The organism is Nocardia asteroides (assembly GCF_021183625.1).
GTDB lineage: Bacteria > Actinomycetota > Actinomycetes > Mycobacteriales > Mycobacteriaceae > Nocardia > Nocardia asteroides_A.
This window is the reverse complement of the sequence record NZ_CP089214.1, coordinates 5,128,488-5,153,284: the sequence shown is the minus strand read 5'-3', so window position 1 is coordinate 5,153,284 and position 24,797 is coordinate 5,128,488. Positions and strand designations below refer to the sequence as shown.

Below are 24,797 nucleotides of genomic sequence, written 5' to 3'. Positions count from 1 at the left end.
TTGTCGTATTCTTCTTCCTCGAAAAAACTCGCTTCCGCGTGTTCTTTCAGGACCCAACAGTGTGTCGATATACCTTCCTCCGAAGAGGAAGAAGCGTCAGCGTTCCACCCGTGAGCAACACCGGGCCACACTCGGACCCGAAATGCTATGTGCTCCTTAGAAAGGAGGTGATCCAGCCGCACCTTCCGGTACGGCTACCTTGTTACGACTTCGTCCCAATCGCCGATCCCACCTTCGACGGCTCCCTCCCACAAGGGGTTAGGCCACCGGCTTCGGGTGTTACCGACTTTCATGACGTGACGGGCGGTGTGTACAAGGCCCGGGAACGTATTCACCGCAGCGTTGCTGATCTGCGATTACTAGCGACTCCAACTTCACGGGGTCGAGTTGCAGACCCCGATCCGAACTGAGACCGGCTTTAAGGGATTCGCTCCACCTCACGGTATCGCAGCCCTCTGTACCGGCCATTGTAGCATGTGTGAAGCCCTGGACATAAGGGGCATGATGACTTGACGTCGTCCCCACCTTCCTCCGAGTTGACCCCGGCAGTCTCCTGCAAGTCCCCGGCATAACCCGCTGGCAATACAGGACAAGGGTTGCGCTCGTTGCGGGACTTAACCCAACATCTCACGACACGAGCTGACGACAGCCATGCACCACCTGTACACCGACCACAAGGGGGCCTACATCTCTGCAGGTTTCCGGTGTATGTCAAACCCAGGTAAGGTTCTTCGCGTTGCATCGAATTAATCCACATGCTCCGCCGCTTGTGCGGGCCCCCGTCAATTCCTTTGAGTTTTAGCCTTGCGGCCGTACTCCCCAGGCGGGGTACTTAATGCGTTAGCTACGGCACGGATCCCGTGGAAGGAAACCCACACCTAGTACCCACCGTTTACGGCGTGGACTACCAGGGTATCTAATCCTGTTTGCTACCCACGCTTTCGCTTCTCAGCGTCAGTTACTTCCCAGAGACCCGCCTTCGCCACCGGTGTTCCTCCTGATATCTGCGCATTTCACCGCTACACCAGGAATTCCAGTCTCCCCTGAAGTACTCAAGTCTGCCCGTATCGCCCGCAAGCTTGGGGTTGAGCCCCAAGTTTTCACGGACGACGCGACAGACCGCCTACAAGCTCTTTACGCCCAGTAATTCCGGACAACGCTCGCACCCTACGTATTACCGCGGCTGCTGGCACGTAGTTGGCCGGTGCTTCTTCTACAGGTACCGTCACTTGCGCTTCGTCCCTGTCGAAAGAGGTTTACAACCCGAAGGCCGTCATCCCTCACGCGGCGTCGCTGCATCAGGCTTTCGCCCATTGTGCAATATTCCCCACTGCTGCCTCCCGTAGGAGTCTGGGCCGTGTCTCAGTCCCAGTGTGGCCGGTCGCCCTCTCAGGCCGGCTACCCGTCGTCGCCTTGGTAGGCCATTACCCCACCAACAAGCTGATAGGCCGCGGGCCCATCTCACACCGATAAATCTTTCCACCACCAACCATGCGATCAGTGGTCCTATCCGGTATTAGACCCAGTTTCCCAGGCTTATCCCAGAGTGCGAGGCAGATCACCCACGTGTTACTCACCCGTTCGCCGCTCGTGTACCCCGAAGGGCCTTACCGCTCGACTTGCATGTGTTAAGCACGCCGCCAGCGTTCGTCCTGAGCCAGGATCAAACTCTCCGTTGAAGACTCACAACCACACCCCCGAAGAGGCGCAATCGAAAGAAAACGCGAGTCCGAAAACCCAGCAAAACAAAACGCCAGCAAAAAATTTGCTGACTAAAAGTCCCGACCCTCACACGGGGGTGCAAGAATCGAGAACCAAATAAACATTTGGCACTGACATTCATCGACACACTATTGAGTTCTCAAAGAACACACGCACACACATCCGAACCGGATATTCTCCGGAGTTTCCGTGCGGCTGTTGGACCAGCTTAGCTCATCAAGAGCAGGTGTCCAAATCCGTCAGGCGCTCGACCGTCCAACCTCGTGTCCCGGTCTCCCGGGTCGGTGTCCGTGTCGCTCTGACGGGTTAAAAGTTACGTCGCTCGCTGCACGATGTCAAATCGCCTGGTCAGGAACGTTTTTCAACGGTCACGCGCTCGACCGCGCCGCCCAGCTCCTGCAACTGCTCGACGAACCGGGGGTAGCCGCGGTCGATGTGGAAGACGTCGTGCACCTCGGTGGTGCCGTCGGCCACCAGGCCGGCCAGCACCAGACCGGCGCCCGCCCTGATGTCCGAGGACCAGACCGGGGCGCTGGAGAGCCGCGGGATGCCGCGCACCACGGCGTGGTGCCCGTCGGTCCTGGCGTCGGCGCCGAGCCGGATCATCTCCTCCACGAAGCGGAACCTCGCCTCGAAGATGTTCTCGGTGATCATCGAGGTGCCGTCCGCGACGGCGGCCAGGCCGATGGCCATCGGCTGCAGGTCGGTCGGGAAGCCGGGGAACGGCAGCGTGGAGAAGTTCACCGCGCGCGGCCGCTCCGGCTGGACCACGCGGAAGCCGTTGGGCTCGAAGGAGATCCGCGAGCCGGCTGAGCGCAGCTTGTCCAGCACCAGGGAGAGGTGCTTGGGGTTGACCCCGGTGACCCGGACGTCGCCCTGCGTCATGGCGGCGGCGATGCCCCAGGTGGCCGCGACGATCCGGTCGCCGATCACCCGGTGCGTGGTCGGCGCGAGCCGCTTCACGCCCTGGATGGTGAGCACCGAGGTGCCCGCGCCGCTGATCCGGGCGCCCATCCGGCTGAGCATGGTGCAGAGGTCGACGATGTCCGGTTCGCGGGCGGCGTTGTCGAGCACCGTCTCGCCCTCGGCGAGCACCGCGGCCATCAGGATGTTCTCGGTGGCGCCGACCGAGGGGAAGTCGAGCCGGATCCGGGCGCCCTGCAGCTCGTCGGCCCTGGCGACCACGCAGCCGTGCTCGATCTCGCTGGTCGCGCCGAGCAGCCGGAGCCCGGCCTGGTGCATGTCCAGCGGCCGGGAGCCGATGGCGTCGCCGCCGGGCAGCGCGACCACCGCCCGCTTGCACCGCGCCATGAGCGGGCCGAGCACGCACACCGAGGCGCGGAACTGGGTGACCGCCGGGAAGTCGGCGTGGTACTTGGGCTCGGCCGGGGTGTCGATACTGACCGCCGAGCCGTCGATCGTCACCTCGCAGCCGAGGCCGCGGAGCACCTCGGCCATCAGCGGAACGTCGAGGATGTCCGGGATGTTGGTGATCGTGGTGGTGCCCTCGGCGAGCAGGGCGGCTGCCATCAGCTTGAGGACGCTGTTCTTCGCGCCCCCCACCTCGACCTCGCCGACCAGGCGATTACCGCCCGTGACCAGAAACCGTTCCATGCCGCCTCTCCGCATTGTCGGCGCACCGTTGGATGCAAGGATAGTTGCGGCGCCTGCCCTCGGTGGGCTGCCCGCGCAGGTTGCCGGTATCCGGTCTCACCCGGTTCGTCGGCTCATGCTTCCCGGCCGCCGTCGGCGGCGCGCCCCCCGCCCGGCTGCCAGAGCACGTCGCCGCCCGGGTTGGCGACCCTGGACAGGATGAAGAGCAGATCCGACAGCCGGTTCAGGTACTTGGCCGGCAGCACCGAGGTGTCGTCCGGGTGCGCCTCGAGCGCCGCCCAGGCCGAGCGCTCCGCCCGCCTGGCGACGGTGCGCGCGGTGTGCAGCAGCGCGGCCAGCGGGGTGCCGCCGGGCAGGATGAACGAATTCAGCGGCGCGAGTTCGGCATTGAACTCGTCGCACCAGGCTTCGAGCCGCTCGATGTAGGGCTCGGTGATCCGCAGCGGCGGGTACTTCGGCTCGGCGACCACCGGGGTGGAGAGGTCGGCGCCCGCGTCGAAGAGGTCGTTCTGGATGCCGCGCAGCACCTCGGCGATCGCGGGCGGCGGCGCCCCGAGCGCGAGCGCGACCCCGAGCGCTGCATTGGTCTCGTCGCAGTCGGCGTAGGCGGCGAGCCGCGGGTCGTTCTTGGAGACCCGGGAGAAATCGCTCAGCCCGGTGCTGCCGTCGTCGCCGGTCCGGGTGTAGATCCGGGTGAGGTGCACGTTCATGTCATCTGCCTTGCATGCGGCGGGAGCGGTCCGACGGGCGCGACTCCACCCAGGAGAGGAAGGCGGTGAGCGAGTTGCGGTCGAGCGCCAGCTCGAACTCGCCCTCCTTGTCCGCCACCGCGATCACCACGATGTCGTCGGTCATGATGTCGAACTCGTCGCCGCGCGGGCCGCGGCGGTCACCGATCTCGATACCGAGCCGGGTGATCACCGAATCCGGCCCGAATCTGAGACTGGTGAGTTTGTAGAAGATGAGGCGATCCTCGTCGTAGCGGATCAGGCCGTGCCGCCAGCCCGAGCCGCCGCGGGCGGGCAGCACCCGCAGGATCGCGGCGGTTCCGCCGCGCCGCAACATGATCAGGCGATAGCTGGAGGCGAGGGCGAGACAGACGAGCAGCAACACCAGAATGATCAACAGAATCATCCCGGTTCCCAATGCTGTGGTCCTCTCGCTCGCACCGCCGATTCGCGGGTCCCTCGTCGCCATTCAATCACGAGCCGGAAGTGCCGGAATCCCGGGTCGCCCGGCCGCAGCCGAACATCGCCTGAACAAGGGCGGAAAAGCCACTGTCGGCGGCGAGAAATTCTCGCCGCCGACAGTGGATGTAGCGCTTGCGCGGAGTCAGGACTCGGCGTTGCGCTCGTAGGCGCGCACCCGGCCCTGGGCGATCCGCACCTCGTCCTCGGAGGCCGCCGAATCGGAGAGCACGCCGCGGGCGGCCTCCACGTCGACCTCGCCCGCCAGCTCCGCCGATTCGGCGAGCACGCGGACCGTGTTGGCGGTCACCGAGAAGAAGCCGCCGTGCACCGCCGCGACGATGCGCTCGCCGTCGACGGGCACGATGCTCACGGTGCCGCCCTCGACCAGCTGGCCGAGCAGCGGCTCGTGGCCCGGCATGATGCCGATCTGGCCCTCGGTGGTCTGCGCACTGACGAAGGACGCCGTGCCGGACCAGAGCCGCCGCTCGACGGCGACCAGGTCCACCGACATTTCAGCCATGGCGGACTACTTCCCGGCGATCCGCTTGGCGGCCGCCTCGACGTCGTCGAGCCCGCCGCAGGAGTTGAACGCCTGCTCCGGCAGGTGGTCGAACTCGCCCTTGGTGACCCGCTCGAAGTCCTCGATGGTCTGCTCCAGCGGAACCACCGACCCCGGCTGACCGGTGAACTTCTCGGCCACGATGAAGTTCTGGCCGAGGAACTTTTCCAGCCTGCGGGCCCGGCCGACGAGGACCTTGTCCTCCTCGGAGAGCTCGTCCATGCCGAGGATGGCGATGATGTCCTGCAGCTCCTTGTACTTCTGCAGGATCCGCTTCACCTCGTTGGCCACCGCGAAGTGCCGCTCGCCCAGGATCGACGCCTCCAGGATCCGCGACGTGGAGGTCAGCGGGTCGACGGCGGGGTAGATGCCCTTCTGCGAGATCGGGCGGGAGAGCTCGGTCGTCGCGTCCAGGTGGGCGAAGGTGGTGGCCGGGGCCGGGTCGGTGTAGTCGTCCGCGGGCACGTAGATCGCCTGCAGCGAGGTGATCGAGCGGCCGCGGGTCGAGGTGATCCGCTCCTGCAGCTCGCCCATCTCGTCCGCCAGGGTCGGCTGGTAGCCGACGGCCGACGGCATCCGGCCGAGCAGCGTGGAGACCTCGGAGCCGGCCTGGGTGAAGCGGAAGATGTTGTCGACGAAGAGCAGCACGTCCTGGTGCTGCACATCGCGGAAGTACTCCGCCATGGTCAGCGCCGAGAGCGCGACGCGCATGCGGGTGCCCGGCGGCTCGTCCATCTGGCCGAAGACGAGCGCGGTGTCCTGGAGGACGCCCATCTCCTCCATCTCCAGCCGGAGGTCGGTGCCCTCACGGGTGCGCTCGCCGACGCCGGCGAACACCGAGGTGCCGGAGAACTCCCGCGCGATACGGGTGATCATCTCCTGGATCAGCACGGTCTTGCCGACGCCGGCGCCGCCGAAGAGGCCGATCTTGCCGCCCTTCACGTACGGGGTCAGCAGGTCGATGACCTTGATGCCGGTTTCCAGGATCTCGGTCTTGCCCTCGAGCTGGTCGAAGCTCGGCGGCTTGCGGTGGATGCCCCACTGCTCGCCGTCGCGGCCGAGGCCGGGGCTGTCCAGGCACTCGCCGAGGGCGTTGAAGACGTGGCCCTTGACGATGTCACCGACCGGCACCGAGATCGGCTTGCCGGAGTCGGTGACGGTGGTGCCGCGGACCAGGCCGTCGGTCGGCTCCATCGAGATGGTGCGCACGATGTTGTCGCCGAGGTGCTGGGCGACCTCTAGCGTGAGCGTCTTGGCCACCGCGGTCAGGGTGATCTCGGCGTTCAGGGCATTGAAGAGCTCGGGGATCGCGCCGCGCGGGAACTCCACGTCCACGACGGGGCCGATGACCCGGACGACGCGGCCTGCGGCGCCACCGGTCCGGCTCGTGTTGTCTTGGGTGACAGCTGCGGTCATTGGTTGGTTCTCTTCCTGATGTCGATGTGCTCAGTCGCGGTCCGAGCTGGCCGCCAGGGCGTTGACGCCGCCGACGATCTCGCTGATTTCCTGCGTGATCTGGGCCTGACGCACCGAGTTGGCCTGCCGGGACAGGACGCTCGCCAGTTCGTTGGCATTGTCGGTGGCGGCCTTCATCGCGGTGCGCCGAGCCGCGGACTCGGATGCCGCCGCGTCGAGCAACGACGCGTAGATACGCGTGTTGACGTACTTCGGCAGCAGCGCCGCCAGCAGTAGGTCGGCGTCGGGCTCGAACTCGTACTGCGCCGTCACGTCGGCGGCGTTCGGCGAGTCGCTGAGGCTGTCCTCGCCCATTTCGATGTGCTCGTCGACGAAGCTCACCTGGATCGGCGCCAGCCTGCGGACCTCGGGGGCCTGCGTCAGCATGGAGACGAACCGGGTGTAGACGATGTGCAGCTCGTCGACGCCCTCGATGTCGCCGGTGCCGTCCGGCGCCGCGACGGTGCCCTCCGAACCGGCCATGAAGGCCTCCACCAGGTGCCTGCACGCGGGCGAGGCATCGGTGTACTTCGGCTGCTGCGAGAACCCGGTCCAGTACGCGACCACCGGACGGTTGCGGAAGGTGTAGTACGTCAGGCCCTTGTTGCCCATGACGTAGAGCACCGGCTCCTTGCCCTCGCCGCGCAGCGTGGTGATGAGCTCCTCGGCGCGCTTGAGCACGTTCGAGTTGTAGCCACCGGCCATGCCGCTGTCGCTGGTCACGACCAGGATGGCGGCGCGGCGCGGGTTCTCCCGCTCGCTGAGCAGCGGGTGCGTCAGGTTCTTCGACGCGCTCGCCAGCTCGCCGAGCACCTTGGTGATCTCCTCGGCGTACGGCTTGGCTGCCGCGACCCGCGCCTGGGCCTTGGAGATGCGCGAGGTCGCGATCAGCTCCTGGGCCTTGGTGATCTTCTTGATCGAGTTCACGCCACGGATGCGGGAGCGCAGTTCACGCAAGCTGGGCATCGCTGATCACACTCCCTTCGTTCCCGTGGTCGGGCTGCTCGTCACTTGTCGATCGTCTTGCGGGTGACCGACAGCGACTCGACCTCTTCGCGGCCCAGCTCGCCCGCGTCCGCCTCGTTCACCACGCGGCTGCCGTCGGAGGCGAGGAAGCCCTGCTTGAAGTTGTCCGTCGCGGCCTTGATGGCGTCGGCGGCCTCGCCCTGCAACACCTTGCCGCCGGCGATCGACTCGAACGCCTCCGGCACGCTGCTGTGCAGGTCGGCGAGCAGATCCCGGGTGAAGCGGCGGACGTCGCCCACCGGCACGGTGTCGTAGTAGCCGGCGTCGACCAGGTAGATCGAGACGATCTGGTCCTCGACCGCGACCGGGGTGTACTGGTCCTGCTTGAGCAGCTCGGTCCAGCGCGCACCGCGCTCCAGCTGGGCCAGCGAGGCGGCGTCCAGGTCGGAGGCGAAGGCGGAGAACGCCTCCAGCTCGCGGTACTGGGCCAGCTCCAGGCGCAGCGAACCGGCGACCTTCTTCATGCCCTTGGTCTGCGCCGCGCCACCGACGCGGGAGACCGAGGTGCCGACGTTGATCGCGGGGCGGACGCCCTTGTTGAACAGGTCGGACTCCAGGAAGACCTGGCCGTCGGTGATCGAGATGACGTTGGTCGGGATGAAGGCCGAGATGTCGTTGGCCTTGGTCTCGATGATCGGCAGCCCGGTCATCGAGCCTGCACCCAGCTCGTCGGAGAGCTTGGCGCAGCGCTCCAGCAGCCGGGAGTGCAGGTAGAACACGTCACCCGGGTACGCCTCGCGGCCCGGCGGGCGGCGCAGCAGCAGCGAGATGGCGCGGTACGCCTCGGCCTGCTTGGTCAGGTCGTCGAACACGATCAGGACGTGCTTGCCCTGGTACATCCAGTGCTGGCCGATGGCCGAGCCGGTGTACGGGGCCAGCCACTTGAAGCCGGCCGAGTCCGAGGCCGGGGCCGCCACGATGGTGGTGTACTCCAGCGCGCCGTGCTCCTCCAGAGCGGTCTTCACACCGGCGATGGTGGAGCCCTTCTGGCCGATCGCGACATAGATGCAGCGGACCTGCTTGGCCGGGTCGCCGGTCTCCCAGTTCGCCTTCTGGTTCAGGATCGCGTCGATCGCGACCGCGGTCTTGCCGGTCTTGCGGTCGCCGATGATCAGCTGGCGCTGGCCGCGGCCGATGGCGGTCAGGGCGTCGATGGCGGTGAGGCCGGTGGCCAGCGGCTCCTCGACCGGCTGGCGCTCCAGCACCGACGCGGCCTGCAGCTCGAGGACGCGCTGCTCCTCGGCCTCGATGTCGCCGAGGCCGTCGATGGGCTGGCCGAGCGGGTTCACCACGCGGCCGAGGAACTTGTCGCCGACCGGGACCGAGAGCACGTTGCCGGTGCGCCGGACCTCCTGGCCCTCCTCGATGTTCGCGTACTCACCGAGGATGACCGCACCGATCTCGCGGTCCTCCAGGTTCAGCGCCACGCCGAGCACGCCGCCGGGGAACTCGAGCAGCTCGTTCGACATCGCCGAGGGCAGGCCGCTGACATGCGCGATGCCGTCGCTGGTGTCGGTGACGACACCCACTTCTTCGATGGAGGTCTCGGGGGTGTAGCTCTGGGTGTAGCTCTCGATCGCACTACGGATCTCGTCGGTGGAGATCGTCAGCTCCGCCATGTTCTTCCTGCTCTCGCTGTCTGGTCTCGAATGTCGGGGGGTGGGCGCGCCTAGGCCAGCGCCCGGCGCAGCCGCTCCAGTCGGCCGGTGGCACTGCCGTCGATCACGTCGTCGCCGATGTGCACGACGAGGCCGCTGAGCAAGCTCGCGTCGACCTGCACGTGCACGGTGACCGGCTTGCCGTAGATGCGCCGCAGCGAACCGGCGAGCCGGTCGCGCTGCTGCTCGGTCAGCTCGACCGCCGCGCGCACATGGGCGACGATCTGCTCGCGCCGCGCCGCCGCCAGCGACGACAGGTCGTCGAAGGCCGCGCCGAGCGAACCGCGCTGCCGGGAGACAACCTGCTCCGCGAGGGTCAGGGTGATGCTCTCGGTCTTGCCGGAGAGCAGCCGGTCGAGCAGTTCGCGCTTGGCCCGCACCGGCTTGCTCCGGTCGGAGAGCGCCTGGTCCAGCTCCGGGTTGTCGGCGATGATCCGGCCGAGCCGGAACAGCTCGTCCTCGACCGCGTCCAGCCGGGCGCCGTCCGACGCGGAGGCGAGCAACGCCTCCTGGCCGAGCAGGACCAGGGTGGCGACCAGGTCGGAGGTGCGCGACCAGTGCTGGGCGACCGCGGTGGTCAGCACCGCCAGGGTGGCGGGGCTGACCTTGCCGCCGAAGACCCGCTCGCTGAGCTCGGCTCGCGCCGAGCCGGGCACCGATGCGTCCGCGAGCGCCACACGCAGCGGACGCTGGTCGTCCAGCACGGAGACAACGGCGAACAGTTCCGACCCCGTGGTGGCGGCTGCGCTGTCACTTCCGGTCAGAGCGGCCCGGAGCGCCTCCCTGGATCGGGAGCTGGCCTCTCGGCTCGCTGCGTACATGCTTCTCACTTTCGCGTCGCTACCTTCCGACCCCGATGCCGGCATCCGACTGGTCGAGCTCGTTCAGGAACCGGTCGATCGACGCGGCCTGCTTGGCCTCGTCGGACACCGACTGACCGATGATCTTCTCGGCCAGGTCGACGGCGGTGCGGCCGACCTCGGAGCGCAGCTCGGTCAGGATCTGCTGGCGCTGGGCTTCCAGCTGGGCGTGGCCGGAGGCGACGATGCGGTCGCTCTCGGCCTGGGCCTCCGCGCGCAGCTGCGCGAGGATCTGCTGGCCCTGGGTGCGCGCCTCCTCGCGGATGCGGGCGGCGTCGGTGCGGGCGTCGGTCAGCTGCTGCTGGTACTGCTGCAGCGTCTGCTTGGCCTCTTCCTGCGCGGCCTCGGCCCGTGCGATCCCGCCCTCGATCTTGTCCGAGCGCTCGTCGAGCACCTTCGTCAGGCGCGGGATCACGTACTTGTAGAAGACGAACCCGATGATGGCGACGCAGACGATCGACCAGACGATGTCGTAGGTCGCGGGGAGGAGAGGATTCACATCCTCGCCCTCGGTCGCTGCGAATACGGCGTAGGCGTTCATCGGAATCAGAAGATGAAGCCGGCCACGAGGCCGATCAGGGCCAGCGCCTCGGTGAACGCGATGCCGAGGAACATGTTGGTCCGGATGGTGCCCTGCAGCTCGGGCTGGCGGGCGATGCCCTCGATCGCCTTACCGACCACGATGCCGACGCCGATGCCGGGGCCGATCGCGGCCAGGCCGTAACCCACGGCGCCGAGGCCACGGAAAGTCGACTCGGTGTTGGCAGCTTCCTGGGCCAGGTACGAGAGGCTCATGAGTCTTCCATTCCCTTTCTGTTGCTCACCCGCCGGTCGGCTGGGTGCAGCAGGTATGCGGTATGCGGTATGCGGTCAGTGAGAATCGGCGTGCTGCGCGAGGCTGATGTACACCGCGGTCAGCAGTGCGAACACGTAGGCCTGCAGGAAGACGACCAGCAGTTCGAACAGGGTGAACCCGATTCCCGCGATCAGCGAGAAGGGCGAGAACACCTTCATCCAGGACGTGGCGTCGAACAGGAAGTACCAGGTGGCGCTGAAGAACAGCACCAGCATGATGTGCCCGGCCAGCATGTTGGCCATGAGTCGGACGGTCAGCGTGAACGGCCGCAGGATGAACGTCGAGACGAATTCGATCGGAATCAGCAGCAGGTGCAGCGCGGGCGGGACGTTCGGCACCACGATGCTGCTGCGCATGTACTTCAGAAAGCCGTACTTCTTGATGCCCACGTAGTTGAACGTGATGTACGCGATCGCGGCCAGCACGATCGGCATACCGATTCGCGCGTTCGACGAGATGTTCAGGCCCGGGATGATGCCGGAGAAGTTCAGGAAGAGAACCGTGAAGAAGATGGTCGCGATGAGCGGCAGGAATTTGCGGCCGCTCTCCTTGCCGAGCACTTCTTCGGCGATCTGCTCCTTGACGAAGACCACCGCGGTCTCGCCGATGTTCTGCAGGCCGCGCGGCACCAGCCGCGGATTGCGGAAAGCCACCAGCAGGAACGCGACCAGCACCGCCGTCATCAGCAGGCGAACGAGCATCAAACGATCGAGTTCGAACGGGGTTCCCTCGAACAGCAGCGCCGGAGGGAAGAAGTCGGTTAGCGATGGCGCGTGGAATTCCGCGGCCAAAGTGGTGACGCTCAGCGTTCTCTCCCGTGTTCGGGCCGCGGGTTCTCTCGTATCCGCGGTTCGATCGGACATTGACGATCATGGTGGTCGACTCAGGTCGGCGCGAGGTCGTCAGCAGCTGAGCGGGATTCCGCATTGGCGTCTGTACGTGTGTCGGCGACATTCGTCGACATGCAGAACCGGAGCCTCCCGGCCCGGTACGGCAGTAAGCATAGCGGCCGGTTCGGGACGTTTCGGATCCACCCGCACGGTCGCTTGCTTACCTTTACTTTACCAAGTTGTCTACGACAGTGTGTAGGTGGGGCGTATTCAGCTCTGGCCAGCGGTTTCGCCCGTGTTACCGGCGGGCGGATCGACGACGGGGACCTTCGTGCTGACGACACCGTAGGTCTCCGCGCCGAGCACGATGAGCAAGGCGGCGACCACGGTCAAGAACAGCGCGACCGGATCGAAGAAATCGAAGCGGCGCAGCACGCCGACCACGACAAGGGCCAGCAGCAGCTTCCCGGCCCAGCTCGCCAGGATCACCAGCTGGGCGGTGCTCGGCTCCAGCTTTCCGGTGAACAGCACCATGATCGCGGTGGCCAGGATGAACCCGCCGCCGATGGCCGAGCCGAGCAGCGCGCCCCAGAGCCCGGCGGTGCCCGCGAGCGCGGTGGCCAGCGCCACCGACAGCACCAGCAGCACGGCGAGGCCGATCACCCCGTACCGCAGCGCGGCGCGCATCGGCGCGTCGGGACCTGGTTCGGTGCGGGGCGCGGAAGTCACGGGGGCGACTCTACCGAAGGCGGTTCAGTGCTCGGCCCGCTGGCGCTGCCTTATGCCGGGCACGGCCGTCACCACCAGCGCGAACACCAGCCCGCCCGCCATCAGCAGCACGACAAGGCGGCGGTCCATCAGCGAGGTGCCGACGGCGCCGAAGGCGAGCACGCCGACCCATAAGTAGATGAGCAGCACGACGCGCCGGTGCGAGTGCCCGATCTGCAGCAGCCGGTGGTGCAGGTGCATCTTGTCCGGGGTGGAGAAGCTGACCCCGGCGCGCACCCGGCGCAGGATGGCGAGCAGCAGGTCGAGCACCGGGATGAACATGACCGCGCCGACCAGCAGCAGCGGCGAGAGCAGGCCGACGAAGTCGCGCGGGCCGTACCCGGTGAGCGGGATCCGGCCGGAGGCGCCGGTGGAGACGGCGGCCAGCATCAGCCCGATCAGCATGGAGCCGGAGTCGCCCATGAAGATCTTGGCAGGCTGGAAATTGTGCGGGAGGAAGCCGAGGCAGCCGCCCGCCAGCGCGGCCGCGAGCAGCGCGGGCGGATAGGTGTTGACGTCGCCGCCCTGCTCGTAGAGCAGCCCGACGGAGAAGACGAAGACGGCGATGGCGCAGATCAGCCCGAGCCCGGCGGCGAGGCCGTCCAGCCCGTCGACGAAGTTCATCGCGTTGATCAGGGTGACGCTGACCGCGACGGTGACCAGCCCGCCCTGCAGCGCGTCGAGCACGACGGTGGTGTTGCCGAACGGGTTGTAGACCACGTACCAGCTGAGCCCCATCACGGCCATCACCCCGGCCGCGGTGACCTGGCCGGCGAACTTGGTCAGCGCGTCCAGCCCCCAGCGGTCGTCGACGATGCCGACGGCGACGATGATGGTCGCCGCGGCCAGCACCGCGGGGATGTCCGGTGCGTAGTCGAAACCGCGTCGGAGCGCGGGCAACTGGTGCGCGAAGAGCACCGCGGCCACCACGCCGATGTACATGCCGACCCCGCCCATCCGCGGGATCGGCTTGATGTGCACGTCGCGGTCGCGCGGGACGGCGACCGCGCCGAAGGCGATCGCCAGCACCCGGATGCCACCGGTGGCGAGGAAGGTGACGGTGGCGGAGACGAGCAGCACGAGCACGAGCTCGCGCAGGGGGACAACAGCGCCCGAACCGATCATCGGTGAGTTCGAACCCCCGGCTACCGGGAGACGGGGCTGCCGAGCGCCTCCGGCGACATGCCGAGCACCTCGGCGATGTCGGCAACGGAGACGGCGCCCTCGCGCAGCACGCGCGGCTGGTCGGCGGTCAGGTCGACGATGGTGGAGGCCACCGCGTGGTCGGCGGGGCCGCCGTCCAGGTACACCCCGATCAGCTCGCCGAGCTGCTCGCGGGCCTGCGCGGCGGTGGTGGCCGGCGGCTGCCCCGAGACGTTCGCGCTGGAGACCGCGAGCGGCCCGATCTCGCGCAGCAGCTCCAGCGCCACCGGGTGCAGCGGCATCCGCAGCATGACGGTGCCGCGGGTGTCGCCGAGATCCCAGGCCAGCGACGGCGCCTGCTGCACCACCAGGCTGAGCCCGCCCGGCCAGAACGCCTGGATCAGCTCGCGCGCCTGCGGGCGGACCGAGAAGACGAGGCCGTCGATGGTGTTCCAGGAGCCGACGAGCACCGGCACCGGCATGTCGCGCCCGCGCCGCTTCGCGGCGAGCAGGGCGGCGACGGCCGACGAGTCGAAGGCGTCGGCGGCGAGGCCGTAGAGGGTGTCGGTCGGCAGCACGACCAGGCGCCCGGATTTCAGCGCGCTGGTCGCCGCGGTCAGTCCGGCCGCGCGCGAATCGGGATCCGCGCAGTCGTAGACGGTACTCACGGGCCCCATCCTGTCACGCGCCGTCCGCCGGGCTCAGCCACGGGTCGCGGTGACGAAGCGGGGGCGGTCGGCGAGATCGCGGTGCTCGGTGGTCGCGGTGTAACCGGCGGCGGTGAACAGCGCCGCGACCTGCGCGCCGTGCGAGTCGTCGTGCTCGACGCCCGCCGCGGCGCCCGGGCGCAGCAGGCGGGTGATCGTGGGCAGCATGGCGCGGATGACGCGGAGGCCGTCCGCGCCGCCGAACACGGCGAGCGGCGGATCGTGTTCGGCCACTTCGGGATCGAGTTCGGCGCCGTCGGGGACGTAGGGCGGGTTGGCGACCAGCAGGTCGACCCGGCCGTTCAGCTCGGCGAGGGTGTCGGCGGCGGTGACGTCACCCGCGTACAGCGTGATCGGGGTGGCGCCCGCGGCGGCCATGGCATCGGCGTTGCGCCGGGCCCAGGTGAGCGCGGCGGGGTCCAGCTCGACCGCGTGCACGGCGGCGTCCGGGCGGGCGTCGGCCAGCGCGAGGGCGAGGGCGCCGGAGCCGGTGCAGAGGTCGACGACCACCGGGGCGTGGCTGGTCTCCAGCCGGGCCAGCGCCCAGGCGAAGAGGAGCTCGGTCTCCGGGCGCGGGACGAAGACGCCGGGGCCGACGGCCAGGTCGATCCGGCCCATCGGCGCGGTGCCGGTGAGGTGCTGCAGCGGGACGCGCCCCGCGCGCCGCTCGACCAGCTCGCGGTAGCGCGTCACCTGCTCGGGTTCGAGCAGCGGGGCGAGCGCGAGCCGGGAGCGCTCGGTGCCGAGCACGTGCGCGGCCAGCGCCTCGGCATCGAACCGGGGGCTCGCCACCCCGGCCTCGGCAAGGCGCTCGGCGGCGGCCTGGATCTCGGGACGAACGGGAACACGGCGCACGCCGACACTCTGCCGCACCGGGACGCGCCGCGGTTACTCCGCCGCCATGCGCGCTTCGCGATCCGCCTTGCCGAGGGCGTCCAGGACCGGGTCCAGCTCACCGTCGAGGACGGCGTCCAGGTTGTGCGCCTTGAAGCCGATGCGGTGATCGGTGATCCGGTTCTCCGGGAAGTTGTAGGTGCGGATCCGCTCGGAGCGGTCCACCGTGCGGATCTGCGCCGCCCGCCCGGCGGCCGACTCCTGCTCCGCCTGCTCCTCGGCCAGCGCCTGCAGCCTGGCCGCGAGCACCTGCATGGCGCGCGCCTTGTTCTGCAGCTGCGAGCGCTCGTTCTGGCAGGTCACCACGATGCCGGTGGGCAGGTGGGTGAGGCGAACAGCGGAGTCGGTGGTGTTGACCCCCTGGCCGCCCTTGCCGGAGGAGCGGTAGACGTCGACCCGCAGGTCGGTCTCGTCGATCTGCACCTGCTCGACCTCGTCCGGCTCCGGGTAGATCAGCACCCCGGCGGCCGAGGTGTGGATCCGGCCCTGCGATTCGGTGACCGGCACCCGCTGCACCCGGTGCACGCCGCCTTCGAACTTGAGCCGCGACCACACGCCGTCGCGTGCCGGGTCCCTGCTCTTGATCGACAGCACCGCGTCCTTGTAGCCGCCCAGGTCGGACGGGGTGGCGTCGAGCACCTCGACCCGCCAGCCGTGCCGCTCGGCGTAGCGCAGGTACATCCGGGCCAGGTCGGAGGCGAAGAGCGCGGACTCCTCGCCGCCCTCCCCCGACTTGAGCTCGAGCACCACGTCGTCGCCGTCGTGCGGGTCGCGCGGGGCGAGCAGGTCGGCGAGCGCGCGCTCCAGCTCCTCCACCTGCGCGCGCAGCTCGGGCACCTCGGCGGCGAAGGAGGCGTCGTCGGCGGCCAGCTCCTCGGCGGCCTCCAGGTCGTCGCGGGCGGCCGTCAGCTTGCGGTAGGTGCTCATGACCGGCGCCAGCTCGGCGAAGCGCTTGCCCACGCGGCGCGCGGCGCCCGGGTCGTTGTGCAGCGCCGGATCGGAAAGCCGGCTCTCCAGCCCCGCGTGCTCGGCCAGGATGTCGTCGATCGCGGACGGTTGCGTCACGGTGCTTCCTTCATCGAATCGGGTGCCGACAAAACACCGACGCCCGGCCTGCTCGCGCAGGGCCGGGCGTCGGAGTGATCGCTAGTTGGCGTCGGCTTCGGCATCCGCCTTCTTGCCCGCGCGCTTGCCGTAGCGGGCCTCGAAGCGGGCCACGCGGCCGCCGGTGTCCAGGATCTTCTGCTTGCCGGTGTAGAAGGGGTGGCACTGCGAGCAGACCTCGACGTTGATCTGCCCCGACTCCTTGGTGCTCTTGGTCTGGAAGGTGTTACCGCAACCGCAGACGACGGTGGTGTCGACGTAGGTGGGGTGGATTCCGGCCTTCATGGGTGTCCTCTCGAAATGGTCGCCGGGTCGCCGACGAACGTCGACGTGAACCGGAACCGACTAGGCGGGAGCCCTGCTCGAACAAGCAGGCGCAACAGCCGCTCAGTATGCCAGAGCAGCCCTTACGCTCCCAAAACGCCTCCGGCCGGCAGTTCATTCCCGGCAGTCGGGTAGTGCGCTACTCGGGACTCGGCGGTGCTGCCGCCCCTAGATTCGAACGGCGACGTCAGCCGCCGACTCCGAGGAGGGACCGTGACCGTCCGTGGTGCCGCCCTCGTTCTCGCGCTGCTCGCCGTCCTCGCCGCCGCAGGCGCGCTCGCGCTGCCCGCGACGGATCACGAAGCCGCGCCCGCCCCCGCGATGCGGGTGGCCGAGGCCGCCGCGGTCCAGCCGCACCCCGGCCCCGCCGCGGTGATCACGGCCTTCCTGGTGGCGGGCGCCGCCGGGATCGGCGCGCTCTTCTTCGCCCCGCCCGGAGACCGCGAACGGGGGCCCCGCCGCAGCGGAACCCCCGTCCGGGAACACCTCAGCTCACTCGTCGAGTGCGCCCGGCGCGGTCTTGCTCACCTGCATGAGGAACTCCAGGTTGTTCCTCGACTTCTTCAGGCGGTCGATCAGCAGATCGATCGCCTGGTGCGAGTCCAGCCCGGACAGCACGCGGCGCAGCTTGTGCAGCACGGCCGCCTCGTCGGGGCTCAGCAGTAGCTCGTCCTTGCGGGTGCCGGACGGGTTGACGTCGACCGCGGGGAACACCCGGCGCTCGGCGATCTTCCGGTCCAGCTTGAGCTCGGCGTTGCCGGTGCCCTTGAACTCCTCGAAGATCACCGTGTCACCGGTCGAGCCGGTCTCCACCATCGCGGTGGCGATGATCGTCAGCGAGCCGCCGTTCTCGATGTTGCGCGCGGCACCGAGGAAACGCTTCGGCGGGTAGAGCGCGGTCGAGTCGACACCACCGGAGAGGATCCGGCCGGAGGCGGGCGAGGAGTTGTTGTAGGCGCGGCCGAGGCGGGTGATCGAGTCGAGCAGCACCACCACGTCCTTGCCCATCTCCACCAGCCGCTTGGCCCGCTCGATGGCGAGCTCGGCGACCGAGGTGTGGTCGCTCGGCGGCCGGTCGAAGGTCGAGGCGATGACCTCGCCCTTCACCGAGCGCTGCATGTCGGTGACCTCTTCCGGACGCTCGTCGACCAGCACCACCATGAGGTAGCACTCGGGGTTGTTGGTCGCGATCGCGTTGGCGATGTCCTGCAGGATCGTGGTCTTGCCCGCCTTCGGCGGCGACACGATGAGCGCGCGCTGGCCCTTGCCGATCGGCATGATCATGTCGATCACCCGGGTGGTCAGCTTGTTCGGCTGGGTCTCCAGCCGGAGCCGCTGATTCGGGTAGAGCGGGGTCAGCTTGCCGAACTCGGGGCGCCGCTTGGCCGCCTCGACGTCGCCGCCGTTGACGGTGTCCAGCCGGACCAGCGGGTCGAACTTCTGCCGCTGGTTGGCCTGCTCGCCGTCGCGCGGCGCGCGGACCGCGCCGGTGATGGCGTCGCCGCGGCGCAGCCCGTTCTTGCGCACCAGGTTCATCGAGACGTAGACGTCGCTCTGCCCGGCCAGGTACCCGGAGGTGCGGACGAAGGCGTAGTTGTCCAGCACGTCGAGGATGCCCGCGACCGGCTGCAGCACGTCGTCGTCGCGGAGCTCCGGCTCGCGGGTCTCGCCGCCGAGGCCGCCGCCGGTGCCGCCGTCGCGGTCACGGCCGCGCCTGCGCTCGCGGAAGCGCCTGCCCCGCCTGCCGCCGCGGCCCTCCTCGTCGTCGCCACCGCGGTTGTCGTTGCCGCGATCGCCACGGGCGTCGCCGCCCCGGCTGTCGCCACCGCGGCTGTCGTTGCGGCTGTTGTCGCGGGTGTCCCCACGGCTGTCGCCGCCGCGATTGTCATTGCGGCTGTCGCCGCCGCGGCTGTCACTGCGGTTGTCCCCGCCGCGGCTATCGCTGCGGTTCTCACCGCCGCGGTTGTCCCCGCCACGGTTGTCCCCGCCACGGTTGTCGTTGCGGCTGTCCCCGCCGCGGCTTTCGCCTGCCCGGTTCTCGCTGCCCCGGCCGTTCTGGCCGCGACGGCCGCGGTCGCCCTGGTCGCCGTCGGCATCCCCGCCGGCACCGCGGGGCTCGCCCTGCGCCTCGCCACCGGAACGCACCTGGTCACGGCCGCGCCGCTGCCTGCCGCGGCCACGCTGCGAGCCGTCCCGGCCGGAGTCGTCGCCGGAGTCGGCACCGTCGGCGTTCCTGCCGTCGGCGGCGTCGCCATTGCGCGGCGTGTCGTTCCTCGGAGCATCGCTGCGGACCGCATCGGCCTTCGGCGCATCGCTCTGCGGCGCGTCGTTCTTGGGCGCGTCCGTCCGCCCGGCATCCGCGGGCGTCTCCGCCTGCGGCGCGGCACCCTGGGGAGCCTGCACCGCGGGCGCGGCCGCCTCGGCCACCGCGACCTCGGCCGGGGCGACGTCGAGCGTCGCCTGCACGGCCTTGCCCCGGCCCCGGCGCGGCTCCGCGGGAGCCTCGGCCGCGGGGTCGGCGGCCTGCGTCTTCTCGGACTTGGCGGGCTTCTCGGCGCGGGCGGGCTTCTCCACCTTCGGCGCCGGAGCGGATCCACCGGCCTGATTCGCCTTGATGGCGGCGATCAGATCTCCCTTGCGCATGCCGGAGGTGCCTCGGATACCGAGCTCCCCGGCCAGTGCGCGCAACTGCGGCAACAACATTCCAGTCAGCCCCGATCGTGCGACGTCGGTATTCTCGCTCAGAGTCGAAATCTGCCCGGAGTCACTTTCGCGGCCGCCCGGGGAATTTGGGTTGGATTCCACCCCGGGTGTCGCGAGCAGGTCCGTATCTGTCACGGAAATCCTTTCCTTCCCTCGAGTGCCGTGTGCTGATTCGAGGGTTCGTTCCGCAGCCCGGGCACTGTGCCGAGCCGGGATTGTGCCGTATCGCCTGCCCGCCGGACCGGCGGCTCGACCACCAGGGGCACCACCGATGGTGAAAGGTGGGAAGGATCATTCCAGTTGCAGCGGCTGCGCAGCACCTCCATGGAGTGGAGGTTCGAGGCCGGAGCCCGCTGGAGCGATTGCCCTGATGAAGCACCGGCGTCTGATGCGCACGATGTACGGACATCACCAGGATAGCTGGCCGGTGTGAAACTCGGCAAGACGGACTCGCCGTCAGTCGGCCAGCACTCCCTCGGCAACCCCCGGCTCCAGCACCCGGAGCCCGTCGGCGGCCGCCTGCTCGCGCAGTTCGTCGGGGAAACCGCTGGTGGTGAGGGCGAGCACGGTCGGACCGGCCCCGGAGACGGTGGCCGCGATCCCGGCCGCCCGCAGCCGCGCGATCCAGGCCGTGGTGAGCGGGAGCGCGGGCGCCCGCTGCCCCTGGTGCAGCCGGTCCGCGGTGGCGGGCAGCAGCAGGTCGGGGCGTTCGGTGAGCGCGACGACGGCGAGCGCGGCCCGGCTCACGTTGAAGGCGGCGTCGCCGTGCGGCACCGTCTCCGGCAGCAGCCCGCGGGTGTGCGCGGTGGAGGAGCGCTCCTGCGGGATCAGTACCACCGGGCGCAGCGTCGCGTGCGGCTCCAGCCGGACGGCCCGGTACGAGCGCACCTCACCCGCCTGCGCCGACTCCGTCCAGGAGACCACGATGCCGCCGAGCACGCTGGCCGCGGCGTTGTCCGGGTGGCCCTCGAACTCCGAGGCCAGCTGCACCAGCCGGTCCGGCCGCACCGCCAGCGCCGGGTCGAACCTGGCCGCCAGCGCGCAGCCGGCCGCCAGCCCGCCGACCACGGCGGAGGCCGACGAGCCGAGCCCGCGGGAGTGCGGAATGGCATTGCGGCACACCACGTCGAGGCCGTCCGCCCAGACGCCGGCCGCCTCCAGCCCGCGCTCGATCGCGCGGACGACGAGATGCGAAGGGCCCCACGGCACGTCATCGGCGCCCTCGCCCTCGACCCGGACGCTCAGCCCGGTAGCCGTTGTGCGCACCTCGATCTCGTCGTAGATGCCGAGCGCCATGCCGAGCGAGTCGAAGCCCGGGCCGAGGTTGGCGGTGGAGGCCGGGACCCGGGCGGTCGCCGTGAGCTCGGCGGGCAGCGTCCTCGTCAGCACCTGGCTGTCGCGCGGGGTCACCGTCAGGCCAGCTCGAGTTCGGCCGCGACCCGGATCGGGTCGACCGCGATCGCCTGCACCTCCGGCATGCCGGCCAGCGCGGTGTCCGGGTCCTTCAGGCCGTTGCCGGTGACCGTGCAGACCACGGTGAGCCCCGGCTCCAGCCAGCCATCGGCGCGCGCCGCGAGCAGCCCCGCCACGCTGGCCGCCGACGCCGGCTCGACGAAGACGCCCTCGCGCGCCGCGACCAGCCGGTACGCCGCCAGGATCTCGTCGTCGGTGGCCGCCCGGAAGGCGCCGCCGGACTGCTCCTTGGCCTCCACCGCGCCGTTCCAGGATGCGGGGGCGCCGATCCGGATGGCGGTGGCGATGGTCTCCGGATCCTTCACCGGCGCGCCGTTGACCAGCGGCGCCGCGCCCGCGGCCTGCACGCCGAGCATGCGCGGCAGCCCGGCGGTGACGCCGTCGGCGTAGTACTCCCGGTACCCGCGCCAGTAGGCGGTGATGTTGCCCGCGTTCCCGACCGGGAGCGCGTGCACGTCGGGGGCCCGGCCGAGCACGTCGCAGATCTCGAAGGCCGCGGTCTTCTGCCCCTCGATCCGCGCCGGGTTCACCGAGTTCACCAGCCCGACCTCGGGGAAGTCGGAGGTCACCTTGCGGGCCAGCTCCAGGCAGTCGTCGAAGTTGCCCTGCACCTGGATGATCTTCGCGCCGAGCATGACGGCCTGGGCCAGCTTGCCCATCGCGATCTTGCCCTGCGGGATCAGCACCGCGCAGCTCAGCCCGGCCCTGCTCGCGTAGGCCGCGGCCGAGGCGGAGGTGTTGCCGGTGGAGGCGCAGAGCACCGCCCGCTGCCCGCGGTACTTGGCATCGGTCATGGCCATGGTCATGCCGCGGTCCTTGAACGAGCCGGTCGGGTTGGCTCCCTCGACCTTCAGGTACACCTCGCACCCGGTCAGCTCGGAGAGGTGCGGAGCGGGCACCAGCGGGGTGCCGCCCTCCAGCAGCGTGACCGGCTCCCAGTCGGCCGCGCCCGCGAGCCGCCCGCGGTAGGCCGCGATCAGGCCGGGCCAGCGGGAGTGCACCCCTGCCTGCGGTGCGACGCCAGTCGTACTCATTCCTCGGTGCCTTCCAATCTCAGGACGCTGGTGACCGATGTGACGGAATCCATCTCCGCCAGTGCGGCGACGGTATCCGCCAGCGCCGACTCCAGCGCGTGGTGGGTGACGACCACCAGGCGCGCAAGCTCGCCGTGCCCGCCCTGACGGACCGTCGAGATGCTCACCCCGTGTGCGGCGAATTCGCCCGCGACCTTCTCCAGGACCCCCGGCCGGTCTTCGACCTGCAGGTTCACGTGGTATCGGGTGGGCGTGTCGCCGATCGGCGCGATCGGTAGCTCAGCATAAACCGATTCGCCGGGCGCGCGACCGCCGTAGAACTTGTTCCTGGCCGCCATGACGAGGTCGCCGAGCACGGCGGAGGCGGTCGGCGCGCCGCCGGCGCCCTGGCCGTAGAACATCAGCCGCCCCGCGGCCTCGGCCTCGACGACCACCGCGTTGAAGGCGCCGCTCACGGTGGCCAGCGGGTGCTTGCGCGGGATGAGCGCCGGGTACACCCGCACCGACACCCGCTCCTTGCCGCCGTCCGCGGGCGCGGGCTCGCCGGGCGCCTCCGGCACCCGCTCGCAGATGGCGAGCAGTTTGACGGTGCAGTTGACCGCGGAGGCCGTCTCCAGATCCTCGGCGGTGATCTTGGCGATGCCCTCGCGGTACACGTCCGCGGCGGTGACCCGGGTGTGGAAGGCGAGCGTGGCCAGGATGGCGGCCTTGGCGGCGGCGTCGTACCCCTCGACGTCCGCGGTGGGGTCGGCCTCGGCGTAGCCGAGCCTGGTCGCCTCGGCGAGCGTCGCCGAGTAGTCGGCGCCGGTCTCGTCCATGGCGGAGAGGATGAAGTTGGTGGTGCCGTTCACGATGCCGACCACGCGGTTCACCCGGTCGCCCGCGAGCGACTGGATGAGCGGGCGCACCACCGGGATGGCGCCCGCCACCGCGGCCTCGAAGTACAGGTCGGCGCGGCTGCGCTCGGCCGCAGCGGCGAGTTCGCCGGTGTAATCGGCGAGCAGCGCCTTGTTCGCGGTGACCACCGACTTGCCCGCGTTCAGCGCGGCCAGGATGAGCCGGCGCGGCGGGTCGATACCGCCGATCACCTCGACCACCACGTCGACGTCGTCCCGCGCGACCAGCGCGTCGGGGTCGGTGGTGAGCAGCTCCGCGGGGATCCCGCGATCCTTGATGCCACGCACCGCGACGCCGCGCAGCACCACCGGCGCGCCGACCCTGGCGCGCAGGTCGTCGGCGTGGTCGCGCAGGATGCGCACCACCTCGGTGCCGACATTGCCCATGCCGAGCACGGCCACCCCGATCGGCCGATCGGGCCCCCACCCGGCCTGCGGTACTCCGGTCATGGTTCCACCTCCGTATCGATGCGCCGGGCACCCCGCGCCTTGACTGTGGCGCGGGGCGCGCGGACGCGCGTCATCAGACCTCCAGCGAGAGCAGGTCCGCGATCGTCTCGCGGCGCAGCACCAGCCGCGCCTCCCCGTCGCGAACGGCGACGACAGCGGGCCTGGTCAGCTGGTTGTAGCGGCTGGACATCGAGTAGCAGTAGGCGCCGGTGGCGGCGACGGCCACCAGGTCGCCCGGGCCCGCGTCGGCGGGCATCCAGGTATCGCGGATCACGATATCGCCGCTCTCGCAGTGTTTTCCGACCACCCGGGCGACCACCGCGGGCGCGTCGGACGAGCGCGAGACCAGCCTGCAGTCGTAATCGGCCTGGTAGAGCGCGGGGCGGATGTTGTCGCTCATCCCGCCGTCGACGCTCACGTAGCGCCTGCGCTGCCCGCCCTCGAGCGAGACGTCCTTGATCGTGCCGACCTCGTAGAGCGTGACGGTGCCCGGCCCGGCGATGGCGCGGCCCGGCTCGACCGCGATGGTCGGCACCGCGAGCCCGGCGCGGGCCGCCTCGGCCACCACCAGCTCGCGCAGCTTGGCCGCGAACTCGTCCAGCGGCGGCGGGTTGTCCGAGGGCAGGTAGGAGATGCCGAGGCCGCCGCCGAGGTCGAGCGTCGCGATCCGCGCGGTGCGCTCGGCGCCGAACTTGTCCACGGCGTCCCTGAGCAGCCCGAGCATCCGCCGCGCGGCGATCTCGAAGCCGTCGATCTCGAAGATCTGCGAACCGATGTGGCTGTGCAGCCCGACCAGCCGCAGGTTGTCCGCCTCGAAGACCCGGGCCAGCGCCTCCATGGCGTCGCCGCCCGCGATCGAGAAGCCGAACTTCTGGTCCTCGTGCGCGGTCGAGATGTACTCGTGCGTGTGCGCCTCGACGCCGACGGTGACCCGGACCAGCACGTCCTGCACGGTGCCTGCCCGGCCGGCGACCGTCTCCAGCCGCTCGATCTCGATCAGCGAGTCGACCACGACGTGCCCGACCCCGGCGGCCACCGCGGACTCCAGCTCGGCGACCGACTTGTTGTTGCCGTGCAGCGCGATCCGGTGCGCGGGGAAGCCTGCGTTCAGCGCGACGGCGAGTTCGCCGCCGGAGCAGACGTCGAGCGAGAGCCCCTCGTCCCGGATCCAGCGCGCGATCTCGCCGCAGAGGAAGGCCTTGGAGGCGTAGTGCACGCGGGCGTCCGGGCCGAAGGCGCGCACCATGTCGCGGCAGCGGGAGCGGAAGTCGTCCTCGTCCACCACGAAGAGCGGGGTGCCGAACTCACTCGCCAGCTCGTCCACCCGGACCCCGGCCAGGGTGACGACGCCGTCCGCGCCGCGCTCGGCGTTGCGCGGCCAGACGTGCGCGGGCAGGTCGATCATGACGCTCGGGTCGGCCGGGCGCTGCGGCAGGTTCGGCGAGTTCGGGATCTCGGAGGCGTGCCGGGGTCCGGCGGGATGGGCGCTCATCGTGCTTCCTTCCAGGCCGCGCGGTGCGCGCCGTCGACG

General features: G+C 69.7%; 23 protein-coding genes and 1 rRNA gene. All 24 read right to left on the bottom strand.

The genetic code is table 11. From position 1 onward, the window contains the following. Positions 1-160: 160 nt before the first annotated feature. Positions 161-1,679, bottom strand: a 16S ribosomal RNA gene (locus LTT61_RS23915). A gap of 391 nt (positions 1,680-2,070) precedes the next feature. Further along, on the bottom strand, positions 2,071-3,336 hold the full coding sequence (gene murA / locus LTT61_RS23910; RefSeq protein ID WP_233016291.1) for a UDP-N-acetylglucosamine 1-carboxyvinyltransferase: 1,266 nt from the start codon (positions 3,334-3,336) through the stop codon (positions 2,071-2,073). Between the two features lie 113 nt (positions 3,337-3,449). Continuing rightward, positions 3,450-4,046, bottom strand: coding sequence for a cob(I)yrinic acid a,c-diamide adenosyltransferase (locus tag LTT61_RS23905; protein ID WP_233016290.1), 597 nt, complete (start codon positions 4,044-4,046; stop codon positions 3,450-3,452). Between the two features lies 1 nt (position 4,047). Then, positions 4,048-4,470, bottom strand: a complete 423-nt coding sequence (locus tag LTT61_RS23900; RefSeq protein WP_233016289.1) for a DUF2550 domain-containing protein — start codon at positions 4,468-4,470, stop codon at positions 4,048-4,050. Positions 4,471-4,668: 198 nt separating this feature from the next. Next, complete coding sequence (locus LTT61_RS23895) at positions 4,669-5,046, bottom strand: F0F1 ATP synthase subunit epsilon (protein ID WP_233016288.1); 378 nt, start codon at positions 5,044-5,046, stop codon at positions 4,669-4,671. A gap of 6 nt (positions 5,047-5,052) precedes the next feature. Beyond that, a complete protein-coding gene (gene atpD / locus LTT61_RS23890) occupies positions 5,053-6,501 on the bottom strand; it encodes a F0F1 ATP synthase subunit beta (protein WP_233016287.1) in 1,449 nt (482 codons plus the stop codon). A 30-nt stretch (positions 6,502-6,531) separates the two neighbouring features. Then, on the bottom strand, positions 6,532-7,506 hold the full coding sequence (locus LTT61_RS23885; RefSeq protein WP_233016286.1) for a F0F1 ATP synthase subunit gamma: 975 nt from the start codon (positions 7,504-7,506) through the stop codon (positions 6,532-6,534). A gap of 41 nt (positions 7,507-7,547) precedes the next feature. Continuing rightward, positions 7,548-9,185 carry a F0F1 ATP synthase subunit alpha gene (atpA, locus tag LTT61_RS23880; RefSeq protein WP_233016285.1) on the bottom strand — a complete coding sequence of 546 codons (1,638 nt, stop codon included), beginning with the start codon at positions 9,183-9,185 and terminating at the stop codon, positions 7,548-7,550. A 50-nt stretch (positions 9,186-9,235) separates the two neighbouring features. Continuing rightward, positions 9,236-10,045, bottom strand: coding sequence for a F0F1 ATP synthase subunit delta (locus LTT61_RS23875; RefSeq protein ID WP_233016284.1), 810 nt, complete (start codon positions 10,043-10,045; stop codon positions 9,236-9,238). Between the two features lie 19 nt (positions 10,046-10,064). Continuing rightward, positions 10,065-10,625: a F0F1 ATP synthase subunit B gene (locus tag LTT61_RS23870; RefSeq protein WP_233016283.1), complete on the bottom strand. Its 561-nt coding sequence runs from the start codon at positions 10,623-10,625 to the stop codon at positions 10,065-10,067. 5 nt (positions 10,626-10,630) lie between these two features. Continuing rightward, positions 10,631-10,879: an ATP synthase F0 subunit C gene (locus LTT61_RS23865; RefSeq protein ID WP_233016282.1), complete on the bottom strand. Its 249-nt coding sequence runs from the start codon at positions 10,877-10,879 to the stop codon at positions 10,631-10,633. 75 nt (positions 10,880-10,954) lie between these two features. Next, entirely contained in the window at positions 10,955-11,803 is an 849-nt protein-coding gene (gene atpB / locus LTT61_RS23860; RefSeq protein ID WP_233016281.1) for a F0F1 ATP synthase subunit A, read from the bottom strand. A gap of 237 nt (positions 11,804-12,040) precedes the next feature. Continuing rightward, on the bottom strand, positions 12,041-12,457 hold the full coding sequence (locus LTT61_RS23855) for a hypothetical protein (protein ID WP_233021167.1): 417 nt from the start codon (positions 12,455-12,457) through the stop codon (positions 12,041-12,043). A 66-nt stretch (positions 12,458-12,523) separates the two neighbouring features. After that, a complete protein-coding gene (locus tag LTT61_RS23850) occupies positions 12,524-13,663 on the bottom strand; it encodes an MraY family glycosyltransferase (RefSeq protein WP_233016280.1) in 1,140 nt (379 codons plus the stop codon). 20 nt (positions 13,664-13,683) lie between these two features. Next, complete coding sequence (locus tag LTT61_RS23845) at positions 13,684-14,349, bottom strand: L-threonylcarbamoyladenylate synthase (protein ID WP_233016279.1); 666 nt, start codon at positions 14,347-14,349, stop codon at positions 13,684-13,686. Between the two features lie 33 nt (positions 14,350-14,382). Then, entirely contained in the window at positions 14,383-15,243 is an 861-nt protein-coding gene (gene prmC, locus LTT61_RS23840) for a peptide chain release factor N(5)-glutamine methyltransferase (RefSeq protein WP_233016278.1), read from the bottom strand. A 33-nt stretch (positions 15,244-15,276) separates the two neighbouring features. Next, complete coding sequence (gene prfA / locus LTT61_RS23835; RefSeq protein ID WP_233016277.1) at positions 15,277-16,347, bottom strand: peptide chain release factor 1; 1,071 nt, start codon at positions 16,345-16,347, stop codon at positions 15,277-15,279. Between the two features lie 81 nt (positions 16,348-16,428). Then, entirely contained in the window at positions 16,429-16,671 is a 243-nt protein-coding gene (gene rpmE / locus LTT61_RS23830) for a 50S ribosomal protein L31 (protein ID WP_233016276.1), read from the bottom strand. Positions 16,672-16,878: 207 nt separating this feature from the next. Beyond that, a complete protein-coding gene (locus LTT61_RS23825) occupies positions 16,879-17,196 on the bottom strand; it encodes a hypothetical protein (protein ID WP_233016275.1) in 318 nt (105 codons plus the stop codon). Positions 17,197-17,202: 6 nt separating this feature from the next. Further along, a complete protein-coding gene (gene rho, locus LTT61_RS23820; RefSeq protein WP_233016274.1) occupies positions 17,203-19,413 on the bottom strand; it encodes a transcription termination factor Rho in 2,211 nt (736 codons plus the stop codon). A 456-nt stretch (positions 19,414-19,869) separates the two neighbouring features. Then, entirely contained in the window at positions 19,870-20,799 is a 930-nt protein-coding gene (gene thrB / locus LTT61_RS23815; RefSeq protein ID WP_233021166.1) for a homoserine kinase, read from the bottom strand. Between the two features lie 26 nt (positions 20,800-20,825). Continuing rightward, positions 20,826-21,920, bottom strand: a complete 1,095-nt coding sequence (gene thrC / locus LTT61_RS23810) for a threonine synthase (protein WP_233016273.1) — start codon at positions 21,918-21,920, stop codon at positions 20,826-20,828. After that, the gene (locus tag LTT61_RS23805; RefSeq protein WP_233016272.1) at positions 21,917-23,266 is read right to left on the bottom strand and encodes a homoserine dehydrogenase; all 1,350 of its coding nucleotides are present in this window, start codon (positions 23,264-23,266) and stop codon (positions 21,917-21,919) included. The genes thrC and LTT61_RS23805 overlap by 4 nt, the downstream gene beginning before the upstream one ends. 73 nt (positions 23,267-23,339) lie before the next feature. Further along, complete coding sequence (lysA, locus tag LTT61_RS23800; protein WP_233016271.1) at positions 23,340-24,758, bottom strand: diaminopimelate decarboxylase; 1,419 nt, start codon at positions 24,756-24,758, stop codon at positions 23,340-23,342. Positions 24,759-24,797: the final 39 nt, after the last annotated feature.

Coding starts and splice junctions, on each gene's coding strand:
- murA (WP_233016291.1), bottom strand. CDS start 3,336: ATGGAACGGTTTCTGGTCACGGGCGGTAATCGCCTGGTCGGCGAGGTC.
- LTT61_RS23905 (WP_233016290.1), bottom strand. CDS start 4,046: ATGAACGTGCACCTCACCCGGATCTACACCCGGACCGGCGACGACGGC.
- LTT61_RS23900 (WP_233016289.1), bottom strand. CDS start 4,470: ATGATTCTGTTGATCATTCTGGTGTTGCTGCTCGTCTGTCTCGCCCTC.
- LTT61_RS23895 (WP_233016288.1), bottom strand. CDS start 5,046: ATGGCTGAAATGTCGGTGGACCTGGTCGCCGTCGAGCGGCGGCTCTGG.
- atpD (WP_233016287.1), bottom strand. CDS start 6,501: ATGACCGCAGCTGTCACCCAAGACAACACGAGCCGGACCGGTGGCGCC.
- LTT61_RS23885 (WP_233016286.1), bottom strand. CDS start 7,506: ATGCCCAGCTTGCGTGAACTGCGCTCCCGCATCCGTGGCGTGAACTCG.
- atpA (WP_233016285.1), bottom strand. CDS start 9,185: ATGGCGGAGCTGACGATCTCCACCGACGAGATCCGTAGTGCGATCGAG.
- LTT61_RS23875 (WP_233016284.1), bottom strand. CDS start 10,045: ATGTACGCAGCGAGCCGAGAGGCCAGCTCCCGATCCAGGGAGGCGCTC.
- LTT61_RS23870 (WP_233016283.1), bottom strand. CDS start 10,625: ATGAACGCCTACGCCGTATTCGCAGCGACCGAGGGCGAGGATGTGAAT.
- LTT61_RS23865 (WP_233016282.1), bottom strand. CDS start 10,879: ATGAGCCTCTCGTACCTGGCCCAGGAAGCTGCCAACACCGAGTCGACT.
- atpB (WP_233016281.1), bottom strand. CDS start 11,803: ATGTCCGATCGAACCGCGGATACGAGAGAACCCGCGGCCCGAACACGG.
- LTT61_RS23855 (WP_233021167.1), bottom strand. CDS start 12,457: ATGCGCGCCGCGCTGCGGTACGGGGTGATCGGCCTCGCCGTGCTGCTG.
- LTT61_RS23850 (WP_233016280.1), bottom strand. CDS start 13,663: ATGATCGGTTCGGGCGCTGTTGTCCCCCTGCGCGAGCTCGTGCTCGTG.
- rpmE (WP_233016276.1), bottom strand. CDS start 16,671: ATGAAGGCCGGAATCCACCCCACCTACGTCGACACCACCGTCGTCTGC.
- rho (WP_233016274.1), bottom strand. CDS start 19,413: ATGTTGTTGCCGCAGTTGCGCGCACTGGCCGGGGAGCTCGGTATCCGA.
- thrC (WP_233016273.1), bottom strand. CDS start 21,920: ATGAGTACGACTGGCGTCGCACCGCAGGCAGGGGTGCACTCCCGCTGG.
- LTT61_RS23805 (WP_233016272.1), bottom strand. CDS start 23,266: ATGACCGGAGTACCGCAGGCCGGGTGGGGGCCCGATCGGCCGATCGGG.
- lysA (WP_233016271.1), bottom strand. CDS start 24,758: ATGAGCGCCCATCCCGCCGGACCCCGGCACGCCTCCGAGATCCCGAAC.